Raw genomic sequence first — 10,697 nt, forward strand, 5'->3', positions numbered from 1 at the left:
GCACATTCTCAACGGATGCAGTTTCGGCCCGCAATGCAAGCTCAGCGGAGAAATCTCTAACTCAATAATTCTGGGTTATTCCAACAAGCAGCACTACGGCTTCCTCGGGAGTTCATACATCGGCGAGTGGGTCAATTTTGGAGCCGGAACCACAAATTCGAATTTAAAGAACAACTATTCCGAAATAACTCTGTATTTCAACGAAAAGAGACATTGCACCGGCCTCAAATTTTTAGGCGTGCTCTGCGGGGACCACGTAAAAACCGCTGTCGGCACGATGTTAAACACGGGTACAATTATTGGAGTCGGTGCCAATATATTCAAACCTGGGTTGACGGACAAGTACATACCTTCATTTTCCTGGGGTCCCGGAGAAAAATACTCTTTTGATAAATTCTTGAAAACAGCCCGAATCGTAATGGAGAGAAGAGAAAAGTCTATGCCCCAATCATCCGAAGAATTGCTGGAATCAATTTTCCAAAAATCATGATACATCTCATAGCCGTTGTTTTTGTTTTGAATATTGAGGGCTTTGATCCTGACAGAAGGGCATCGGAGTGGATAAGAGAAGGTTTTTCTTCCCCTCTTTCTCAAGACATCATGGAAAAAACGACACTTTTGGGAGATGGAAGAAACATAATACTGTTTTCAACTTTTATGACCCTCGGCGACAAAAAACTAAGAAGGTGCGGGGAAATGTCGCTGATGTCTTTCGGCTTTTCAGGAGCGCTCGTCAGCGCGGTAAAAATATCGGTTTCAAGACGGAGACCGGACGGGGGAGACCATTCTTTCCCTTCCGGGCACACCTCAAACGCTTTTTCCACGGCGACTATCATATCCTGCGAATACCCTCAATATCGAGCTCAAGCTTTCTTCCTCGCCAGCGCCGTGGGTCTTTCGAGGATTGCCCTGAACAGGCACTGGACATCCGACGTCATCGCCGGAGCCTGCCTTGGAATCGCTTCGGGATTTCTCGTGGAGAAGATATATACTTGGGTTTCAGAGAGATAAAAAACATCAAAATATTCCCTTTCATACAAATCACAAGACCTTTAAATCTGCTCATAGTAGAATCCGCGGTGTACCTCGGTTTTTTCATCAGCTCAGGATCATATAGAGTTTCTTTGAAAGACATACTTCTGTTCCTTCCAATATCACTCAGCGCCGCAGCAGGTTACTGTCTGAACGACCTTACCGATTTGGAAGAAGACAGGTTAAACAGACCAAATAGAGTTCTCGTAAAAAAAATCATTTCAAAAAAAACCTGCGTTATATTTCTATCTGCCCTTGTTTTAATCTCATTATCGGTTTCTTTATTCAAACCGATTTTGCTTTTGACCAACATTCTCATACTTTTTTTTGTGCTTATTTACGATTTCTATTTAAAGAAAACTCCTTTAGCCGGCAACGTGCTGACGTCCTGCCTTGGCTCTTCTCCAGTGCTATGGGGTTCTCTGGTTCCTCAAAAGACAGATCTTTCGCCGGCTCTATGTGTATTTTTTCTCGCTTTTTTACTACATCTAAACCGTGAAACGGTAAAGGACATCGAGGATTACAAAGGTGATTTGGCGGCGGGAAAAAACACAACGGCGGTTTTTTTAGGTTTGAAATATTCCCGTTTTCTTGTCGTTATCTTTCATTTTATTCTGTTTGCATGTGCTATTCTGGTTTTCATAAAACTTTTTGGCTTTAGCCCAAAAACCTTCGTCTTTTCTTCACCACTATTTTTTTTCATCTTTACGAGTTTAGTATCTTCAATAAAATCAAAATTTACTCTTTCATCCCTTTTTTTGAGACTTTCTATGGCGTCGGCAGTAGCCTGTCTTTTCTTTTTGTTTTCATAAAAAAAAAGAGCCGGTATTCACCGGCCCCTTTACAGAAGTTATTTTGACATCAATAACCAAACCACTCTAAAACTTTATCGTAAACTGATGCAATCGGTTCTAAAGTAGTTTCATTTCTCTGAAGCGATTTCCCTGAAAATCCGAATGAAGCTGACTTAACACCAAGAGATGGGTTGTTGTAGAGAACTGCGCAAGGAGTTTCATCCCATGGTCTTAAACCGTCCCAATTATATAGTACAGTTATATTAGGATCTGATGATGGAAAATTTTCACATAAGAAACCTGCAATTTTATTGGGAGGAAACCCATTTGCTGGATCAAATACAAGATTTACATTCGGAAATCCGAGCCCAGTAGCATATTGAGTGACTGTTGCACCACTAAAAGCTTGTACTGTATCACAGTTTGTATAAACTGAAAGGCCCATAAGATCATGTATCAAATAACCTGCTATGCCATCAAGGTTTAAAACAGGTTGAGCAGAGATCATCCAAGGTCCAAAAGTCCAGATTTTACCTCCGACATTGATATAATCCAGCAACTCAATTGTATCTTTAACAAATCCAGGATCAGATTTCGACATATCATCCCTTATATAAATAACAAGGGAAAGATCTTTAAGGCTGTCTTTCGATATGACACCAGACGATCTATTGTAATACCTGAAAGTAGTCCCTGGTCTTATCATTGAAAAAAGGTTCTCATACCATGCTCTTTGACCATAGGTATATGTTGTTGAAAAAAGAACTCCAATTGCACCGGAAGAAACGTCTGTATTGATAGTTCTAAAGGCAATAGAATCTATATTACTTTCAACATGGGAAGCATTCCTACCTTGTAAATATAACGTATGAAAACCGCCTTGTAAATTCACATTCAACACGCTATCGTTGATAACAATAAATGAATCCCCTTCGGTGACAGGATTCATATCGGTCCATTGAGACCATTCATAATTATCTATTTTGAACCTATATCCTATTGGGGTGTTGGATTGCGAATTGAGGGTATCGACCCTGTTCCACCAGATTTCAAGACCCTGCCATAATGGGTTTGTTTGATGAACGTAAAACATTACAGCTGTATCTAAAGGACTCCAAAATACTGGGATACTATTTCTATAATAACGCAAAATACCGGATGAGCCATCTGGAGCGGATATTTCTACTACTGGTTTCTCGCTGATCACATCCCATCCTCTAATTGCGGGAGTTGGATCTTCAAGACCCTCTTCGTCAACAGAACGAACATAGAAAAAACCCTTGAAATTCCAAATTTCGTGAAATTTGTAAGTTGTATCTGAACCAGCGATTATAGTGTCGATGACAGTGTCGATAACTATAAGCGAGTCAGGGACATCGTCGACTGTCAGTTTCATCGTGTCGCTCGATGCGAATACGGAATCCCATCCGGTTATGGTCGAAGAATTGACAGAATCTCCGGAAAAGAAAATTTCGTAATAAGCGACAACTCCGTCTTCGTCAACTCCGTACCAGTAAACGAGGGAAACAGCATTTATTGTATCGTTTCCAGGCGGGACGTTGACCAAAAAAGTCTGCGGCGCTTTGTTTGTGTTTATGTTGCCTGTCGGAGCTGTCGAACATCCCAGCCAAAGTCCGGCGGTTATCGCCGCCAGCATCAGAATTAAAGCAATAGATATTTTTCTCATTTTCCCCCCTCGATTACGGAGCCTCGAAATAATAAATCGAGGTGCTAAGAGATATACCCGCAGCGGCTTGGTATTGCGAAGAGATTTTCACGTAGCCTCTGCTGCCGGAAGGAGTGTTTCTCGAAAACCTCAATTCATAGATATTGTTTTCGATTCCTCTTATTTCATCCATAATTCCCCACACAACTCCTGATGTCAGCAAATACTGGTAATAACCGTTGGTCTGGAGAGAGAGTGTTTCGATGTTGGCAGTGTCAGGGGTGTCGCCGAAAGTCAGGAAGTACAGGGGTATTCCAGCCGTATTAGCGGCGTCGATGACTGCTTGCCGGTCCGTTGGATCTTCGTTGTTGAGTCCGTCGCCCAGCACTACAATACCCTTGTTGCCGCCTTGCCCTTGAAGTTCGGAAATAGCCCTGTTGATGGCTCTGAATGTGGCGCTCCTTCCGTTGTAAGTCGGAAAATCAGCCCCCGCTTCGAGAAGAGCTATGGACTTTGTGAAATCAGTCAAAAGGGTGTCATAGCTGTGGAAGCCAATAATTGCGATCGAATCGCTGGGTTGTTTCCAATTTATAAAGCGTTTCAAATACGCGATGATATTAGCATCGTAAGATGTCACCGACGAAGACATGCTTCTGACAAGTGCTATGGAATTGTAGTTTTGAACACCCGAATTGAGGACATCCATAGTGAAATCGTTGTAGAAAATATTGTTCGTGTCAACCGATCCGTCGGTTTTATAGTACATTTCCTGCACGGTGAAGTTGGCTTTGTTCAGATTCTGTACAGGTATGTTTTCCTGACTTCTAACGCAAACTCTGACAACGACATCTCCACCCAAAAACTCAATGCCGAGAATCGAGGATGTTATAGCCGTCGTGGAGCTGTCATCCCGGTTGATGTAAGGCGGTTCATCCGGTGGCTGATCGATTACGCTTTTAGAGCAACCTCCGAAAACAGCCGAAAGCAAGACAAATAAAGCCAGAACCGTGAACAGCTTCTTTCTGTTAAGTTTCATCTGTTCCTCCGTATTAGTAAACATATCTGAATTTTGGCAGACGCTGGTAAGCCCAATGGAAGTATATAACAGCCGATTCGAGATCGCTCGTGGGAGGAGAAGTAATTATACTGTCAACCATGATTTTAGCGTACCTTCCTGAAGCGCTTTGCATCCAAACAATATCTTCATCCACCACTGGAGATTCATATAGCAGTTGATCTCCCATCGGGGCGATACGAAGATTGGCAAACGCAGTATCGCTGCCCACGTTCAGAACACCCGCCTGCTGTCCCCCTGAAAAAGGAGGCATAAAGGCTGATAAAATCTCTGTGAAAGCAAGAGCAGTATCGGTCACAATTGTTGTGTCGTTTGTAAGAGTGTCTATAGTGTAAACCAACGTGTCAATTCTGTTCAAAGAATCGCAGGGGTCGTAAAAATAAACTTCGGCAACGGTGTGGAGAGAGCTGTCTCCAAATCCGATGGTTTGAAAGTTTTCATCATTCCAAAAAGCGGCAAAACTGCCATCAAGGCCGTATGCTACGAGGCAAGATGATCCGGATAAAGCAATTGAGGAAGTCTGCCCTACAGTGTCTGTCTCCCAGACATTTCCGTCTGCTTGTTTTGAATACAAGACCGTGTATGTTCCCAGTTGTTCTGCTTGGGCTAAAGTCCAATTGTTGTTGAACGCAGTGTCGCCTCCAGAAACTTCATAGGAAGGGAACGTAGTGTCAACTATTGTATTTGACGAGCCATCTCTTAAAATGACCCTGTATCTTCTGGCAGTGGTGATGATATCCCATGTAAGTTTAACGCCGAGACCGTCTGTCGTTGTGCCCTGGGCGTTGAAATGATAATCGACCGTAACGACACCTTCATATCGCTTTCCTTCGTCGAGAGGAATTGTCGAACATCCGACAAATATTAACAACACAAGGAAAACGGCAGAGAGTATAAACCCCGTTTTTCTTACCATCAGCTTCCCTCCTTCCTAAAAGGCAAAATATATGTTTTGAAGCTCAAATTCATTTAATAAATAAAATTATCAGCAGATATATATAAAGTCAACTGAAATTTGACCTTTAAAACGACCGTTTAACCGGTGTTTATGAAATCTCTTGTTGTTCAATTCTATTCTGTGTGTTAAAACAGCAGAATGAAAATCAGCCTTGTCATACCTGTATTCAACGAATCACTGATTTTGGACAGGACAATTTCATGCGCGTCCGAATTTTTAGAAGCTTTTCCGGGCTCCGAAGCCGTATTCGTCGACGACGGCAGTTCAGACGGCACCTGTGAATTCCTCAGAAAAAAGTGCCCGGGAAAATTCTTTTCATTCAAAATAATAGCACACGAAAAAAATCAGGGTCAACACAGCGCCGTAATCACCGGAATGAAGAATTCTAAAGGAGATCTTATTCTCACGTCAGACGCCGATCTCCAGACTCCACTAGAAAACTTTCACTTTCTTATTCAATCCATGACAACCAAGGACAAGATAACCTCTGCTATTCGCAAAAAAAGGTCTGATCCTTTCATCCGAAGACTGTTCAGTTTCATCCTAAATGTTCAACTCTCATTGCGTTTCAAAAAAAAGATCGTGGATATCGGTTCCATGTTTAAATGCTACAAAAGAGAAGTTGTTGAAGAAATAATTCAGCACTCCGACAAAAACACATTTGTACCTGTTCTCGCACTTCAGTTGGGGTATTCAATAAAAGAAATACAAGTAGTTCAGGCAAAACCGATAAGAAAATCCCGTTACAGCACACCGAGACTGGTTTGGCTTTATCTGAAATTATCCCTAGAAACCGGAGTTTTCTGGCATATTTTACTTTTTGTACTCGCTGTTGTCTTCTCAATTATCATCTATGCTGCTTTAGTTCTATTATGAGTAAAAAATACATATATAGTTGTTATTTGTTTATTAAACACTATATATTCCTTTTAACAACATTTTCATACAGCAGGAGTTGATATGACAATACCAAGAAAAAGCCTCCGAATTTTGACCTTCGCCCTTTTGCTTTCGGTCAACCTGACTTTTTTGCTGACAACAATGGCGAAGGGTCTCACTTTTATTGATTCCGGAGAGCTGGCTTCCTGCGGTTTCCTCTATGGAGTTCCCCACCCTACCGGTTATCCCCTGTATTCAATTCTTATCAGACCTTTTATCGCTTTTATGTCTCTTTTCAAATTTGAACCCGTTTTTATATCGAATCTTTTCTCCGTTGTATGCGTTTCTATCGCCGGCGCTCTGATAGCATACAGCCTGCAAAAAAAAACCGGTTTTTTCCCAGCTCTTGCCTCTAATATCTTTCTCGTCTTTCATCCCGTTGTATGGGATTTTGCCACCGAAACGGAAGTCTACGCCCTGACCCTGCTTCTGCTCGCGGTTCTGATTTCCCTGCTGTTTGAAATTTCGGAAAAAATTCAAAGAGCAAATTTTTACATATTGGTCTCTTACGTATGCGGGCTTGCCCTGGGAAACCATTTGATGATAAGCGGACTCTCTGTTCCCCTGTTATTGGTCTCTATTTTCGAACTAAGGAAGACAAACAGGTTTTTGCCTTTAATTTCCATTTTAGCTTTCACAGCAGGTCTGAGCCTTTATGCTTCGATGTACCTACGGTCGCATCTATCCCCGGTTCTCGACTGGGGTGGAGTTTCGAGAAATTTTCAGTTTTTTTTCAACCATGTCACGGGAAAACAATACCAGGTCTGGATGTTTTCAAAGGGCGCATACGGTTTTCTCAGACAGCTCCTCATGCTGCTCAAGCATATTTTTGTCACACCCTTTTTTCCGCTGTACCTTTTTACAATTCCTGGCGCTGTTTTTATATATAAAAAAAACAAACCCCTGTTCGTCCTTTTGATTTCAATGTTTCTTTTGAACCTGCTCTATTCTTCTTCTTACAGCATCCCGGATATTTCGAGTTACACCTCCCCTTCAATTGTGGTTCTCTCATTGTTTTGTTCTTTCGGCGTGTATTGGGTGCTTTCTAAAAAACAAATGTTTTTCTTCTCGGCTGTCGTGTCCATTCTTTTCATATATCCTATCTTCGACGGATTCAGAAAATTCGACAAGAGCGATTTGTTTCTCGCTGAAGACTATGCTCTATCAATCATTTCTTTTCTTCCTGAATCCTCGGTGTATTTGGTAAACAGTCCCGGCGCACTATCCTGGGAACAGGTTTCACCGATTACATATCTTCAATCGGTAAAAAATCATAGAAAAGACGTTCTGGTAATAGACAAGGAACTTCTCCGCCGTTCATGGTATGTCGAAGGCCTCAACAGAAACAACGAAGAACTTTCCCAATTTTGGGAAAAGGAATATTCAGATTTCCTGCCATTGCTTAAACAGTGGGAACTCGGCGATGACGAGAACGTCACCAAGCTTCAAGAATCATTTGAAAATTTACTTCTCTCTATTTACGGATACGGAAAGCGCAGAGGAGGATTCTTCTTATCAAACCCACCTTCAGGACCTTTCACGGGTATCCCCGACAGGGATCTTTCAAAACTCTCAGAAATCGTATTTCTGCCCTATGGATTTTTTTTCACCGACGACAGCACTCTTTCCGACGAAGAAGCATGGCAGAAAATATACATCAGACCAGTCCCCGAAAATCTAGTGAATCACGATAGGGTTTTGATGATATTGGGCGATGTAAAACAAGGCGCCTGGAAAAGAATTTACAGGATCAATTTGGAAGACGGGGGGTACTTCACCCAAAGGGCTCTCCCCTATCTCGAGTTCATACTCTCAATTGATCCTGAAGACACCTTGGCCGAGGGAATAATCAACCGTTTTTTTTAACGGTGGAAGACCTGGCGATTTTGCTTTTCAGCCTTGAAGCTTTGTTTCTATGATAGACGTTTTTTTTCGCCGCTATGTCTATAACCGAATAAGCTTTTGAAAGACTTTCTTTTTTATCTTCAGCCCCTTCGGATGACTTTACTTTTTTGGCAATAGTCTTGACCTGGCTTTTAATAGACCTGTTTCTGAGATTGTTTCTCTTGTTCTGTTTCAACCTTTTCTTCTGCGAAACGTGACTTGGCAAAATACCTCCTTATAAAATTTGAAATTGCGACTATTATAATTAAATTTTATTTTTTGTCAAACTTTTAAAGTAGTTTATCTCAGATTCTTGCAATTCCCTGAAACCACCCATGGGCAACTTTCCCAAAACCACAACACCATGACGAGTTCTCTTGAGATTAACGACGTCTGCAGAAAAATAACCGAGCATTCTTCTTATCTGCCTTTTGAAGCCTGTTTTGAGAGTAATAGTCAAAAACTTTCTGTATTGCTTCACCTTTTCGAATTTCATGAGTTTTCCGTCCACCAAAATACCTTCAAGGCAGGCATCTATTTCACTTCTCGAAAGGGGTCGTTGCGTAGAAACTTCATACTCCTTTTCGCACCCAAACGAAGGGTGCGAGGCTCTGTGGATAAAATCCCCATCGTCGCTTATCAGAAGCAACCCTTCACTGTCTTGGTCAAGTCTTCCCGCCCATTTCCATAGAATTCCATGAGGTAGAAGTTTGAAAACACTTTTTCCTCCACCAGAATGAGAACAGACGTATTCCTTGGGTTTGTAAAAAGCTCCGTAGGAAAATTTCCCTTTCTTGGGTTTTATCGGGACTCCGCCTGTCGGCAAAACGCTGTCGTTTTCACTAACCTCCTGTCCCAAAAAAGCCTTTTTGCCGTTGACGAAAATTCTACCTTCGGATATTATTTTATCAGCTTTCCTTCTACTCGGTGCAAAACCATTTTCGACGAGAAAACGATTCAATCTCAACTAATTTATCTCTCTTAAAATACAAAAAGGGGTCATCTGAGCACCTTGACCCATGGGGTTGTCCAGCATTGCCAGTGAAAGCCTCTCCCTGTCTACGCCCGTTGAAGCTCCTATAACCCAACTCCCCCCAATGTCGTTTATGTCCATGATTGCTACTTCAATTTTAAAAATTTCAGAAAATAACCCAGCGTTTCCTTCGGGGTCGTGAGGCCCTTTGATCACGGTTCTGTGGTAGGGTTCAACTGGAGAAGTGAAAGCGGCATCTATTGTCGCCGCTTGTTTTCCCGCCACTTTGTAGAACATTCCCTTTTTCCCGAAAGGTTTTGTCAGCCCCCCCGCAATCGCCGCGGAAAGAATTTTTAATATTCCGGCTTCGTCTATTGCGCACTGCATACTCGTAGGACTTCTCAAACCGACGCCGTAGGGAACTTTCCCCACAAATCTCCACAATACTTTAGCAAAGATTCCAACTTTTATCTTGTCGACGGGAATAGCCCTGCCTTGAGTTATAGCCAATACGCTCTCGGCTATGACAAGACAGTCACCGCTCTTTAAATGCCTGGCTACATACCTTTCAATGACCTTTTCCATCGGACACATGTCTGTTATGAGGTCTGTTTTTATCAGATATCTCTCATAGCCAATACGGGGCTTTATCCTAATCATGTCAGACTCGCAGCTTTTCAGGCTTCTTCCCCAACCTCAGCCATAGGCGGTAAATCAGAGAGGGAATTCAACTGGAAAAACCTTAAAAACTCTCTTGTGGTGGCGTATAATACCGGTTTTCCAGGCGAATCCGCCCTGCCGACGGCGTGGATAAGGTCTCTTTCGAGTAAAGTCTTCATGGGGCTGTCGGAGCTGACTCCTCTTATCCTTTCTATTTCAGCTTTCGTGACAGGTTGTTTATACGCGACGACAGCGAGAGTTTCCAGGGCGGACTGTGTCAACCTAGACTCTCTGGACTTGTCGAGTTTAGACACCAGATCAGCGTATTGCGGACGTGTGTATATCTGATACCCTCCGGCTACTTCAAGTATGTGAAAAGACCTTCCATTTGAGTCATAGAGTTCGTTCAGGATTTTTATGCATTCTTTAATATCCCTGATCTGAGATCCTTCCACGAGATTTTTTATCTTTTCAGCTCCTATGGGAAGGTCGGATGTCATAAGTATCGCCTCAACCTTCATTGCCAATTCAGACAGTTTTTCTCCTTCGTTTTCTTCCAAAGTCACCTCCATAAGTTGAACTTACAATTAATACCCATGGGCCAACGTGTCAATAAAAAAAACTCTTCTTCATTGGTTTTCTTCATACCAGCACAATTTCTGTGCGGAAATAATGTTTGAGAAATCCGAAAAACAAAATTTTAACTCAGATTGCAC

Annotated in this window: 12 protein-coding genes; 5 read left to right on the forward strand and 7 right to left on the reverse strand. The window is 42.2% G+C overall.

From position 1 onward, the window contains the following. The 3 genes from JXA84_03265 to JXA84_03275 all read left to right on the forward strand — a co-directional run. The coding region (locus JXA84_03265; GenBank protein ID MBN1150224.1) for a glucose-1-phosphate thymidylyltransferase at positions 1–490 on the forward strand (490 nt) is incomplete at its 5' end. Between the two features lie 26 nt (positions 491–516). Then, positions 517–1,011 carry a phosphatase PAP2 family protein gene (locus JXA84_03270; protein MBN1150225.1) on the forward strand — a complete coding sequence of 165 codons (495 nt, stop codon included), beginning with the start codon at positions 517–519 and terminating at the stop codon, positions 1,009–1,011. Next, positions 993–1,844, forward strand: coding sequence for a UbiA family prenyltransferase (locus JXA84_03275; GenBank protein ID MBN1150226.1), 852 nt, complete (start codon positions 993–995; stop codon positions 1,842–1,844). Before JXA84_03270 ends, JXA84_03275 begins: the two co-directional genes overlap by 19 nt. A 49-nt stretch (positions 1,845–1,893) precedes the next feature. On the opposite strand, the gene JXA84_03280 is transcribed toward JXA84_03275, so the two are convergent. Genes JXA84_03280 through JXA84_03290 form a run of 3 tightly spaced genes read right to left on the reverse strand, consistent with a single transcriptional unit; the run spans position 1,894 to position 5,483 of the window. Further along, on the reverse strand, positions 1,894–3,513 hold the full coding sequence (locus JXA84_03280) for a hypothetical protein (protein ID MBN1150227.1): 1,620 nt from the start codon (positions 3,511–3,513) through the stop codon (positions 1,894–1,896). 13 nt (positions 3,514–3,526) lie between these two features. Next, positions 3,527–4,528, reverse strand: coding sequence for a VWA domain-containing protein (locus JXA84_03285; protein MBN1150228.1), 1,002 nt, complete (start codon positions 4,526–4,528; stop codon positions 3,527–3,529). A gap of 13 nt (positions 4,529–4,541) precedes the next feature. After that, positions 4,542–5,483 (reverse strand): hypothetical protein, encoded by a 942-nt coding sequence (locus tag JXA84_03290; GenBank protein MBN1150229.1) that lies wholly within the window; start codon positions 5,481–5,483, stop codon positions 4,542–4,544. Positions 5,484–5,663: 180 nt separating this feature from the next. Here JXA84_03290 and JXA84_03295 point away from each other — a divergent pair, with 180 nt between their 5' ends. Continuing rightward, the gene (locus tag JXA84_03295; GenBank protein ID MBN1150230.1) at positions 5,664–6,401 is read left to right on the forward strand and encodes a glycosyltransferase family 2 protein; all 738 of its coding nucleotides are present in this window, start codon (positions 5,664–5,666) and stop codon (positions 6,399–6,401) included. A gap of 84 nt (positions 6,402–6,485) precedes the next feature. Next, positions 6,486–8,330: a DUF2723 domain-containing protein gene (locus tag JXA84_03300; GenBank protein ID MBN1150231.1), complete on the forward strand. Its 1,845-nt coding sequence runs from the start codon at positions 6,486–6,488 to the stop codon at positions 8,328–8,330. Here the strand turns inward: JXA84_03300 and rpsT are convergent. Genes rpsT through scpB form a run of 4 tightly spaced genes read right to left on the reverse strand, consistent with a single transcriptional unit; the run spans position 8,314 to position 10,541 of the window. Next, positions 8,314–8,577: a 30S ribosomal protein S20 gene (gene rpsT, locus JXA84_03305; GenBank protein ID MBN1150232.1), complete on the reverse strand. Its 264-nt coding sequence runs from the start codon at positions 8,575–8,577 to the stop codon at positions 8,314–8,316. The two genes, JXA84_03300 and rpsT, sit on opposite strands and share 17 nt — an antisense overlap. A gap of 36 nt (positions 8,578–8,613) precedes the next feature. Beyond that, positions 8,614–9,315 carry an rRNA pseudouridine synthase gene (locus JXA84_03310; protein ID MBN1150233.1) on the reverse strand — a complete coding sequence of 234 codons (702 nt, stop codon included), beginning with the start codon at positions 9,313–9,315 and terminating at the stop codon, positions 8,614–8,616. Further along, positions 9,316–9,981, reverse strand: a complete 666-nt coding sequence (locus tag JXA84_03315) for a hypothetical protein (protein MBN1150234.1) — start codon at positions 9,979–9,981, stop codon at positions 9,316–9,318. Positions 9,982–9,998: 17 nt separating this feature from the next. Beyond that, complete coding sequence (scpB, locus tag JXA84_03320; GenBank protein ID MBN1150235.1) at positions 9,999–10,541, reverse strand: SMC-Scp complex subunit ScpB; 543 nt, start codon at positions 10,539–10,541, stop codon at positions 9,999–10,001. Between the last annotated feature and the right edge of the window lie 156 nt (positions 10,542–10,697).

The organism is candidate division WOR-3 bacterium, from assembly GCA_016926475.1.
Lineage (GTDB): Bacteria > SDB-A > SDB-A > SDB-A > SDB-A > JAFGIG01.

Coding starts and splice junctions, on each gene's coding strand:
- JXA84_03315 (MBN1150234.1), bottom strand. CDS start 9,981: ATGATTAGGATAAAGCCCCGTATTGGCTATGAGAGATATCTGATAAAA.
- JXA84_03290 (MBN1150229.1), bottom strand. CDS start 5,483: ATGGTAAGAAAAACGGGGTTTATACTCTCTGCCGTTTTCCTTGTGTTG.
- JXA84_03280 (MBN1150227.1), bottom strand. CDS start 3,513: ATGAGAAAAATATCTATTGCTTTAATTCTGATGCTGGCGGCGATAACC.
- JXA84_03285 (MBN1150228.1), bottom strand. CDS start 4,528: ATGAAACTTAACAGAAAGAAGCTGTTCACGGTTCTGGCTTTATTTGTC.
- JXA84_03300 (MBN1150231.1), top strand. CDS start 6,486: ATGACAATACCAAGAAAAAGCCTCCGAATTTTGACCTTCGCCCTTTTG.
- JXA84_03295 (MBN1150230.1), top strand. CDS start 5,664: ATGAAAATCAGCCTTGTCATACCTGTATTCAACGAATCACTGATTTTG.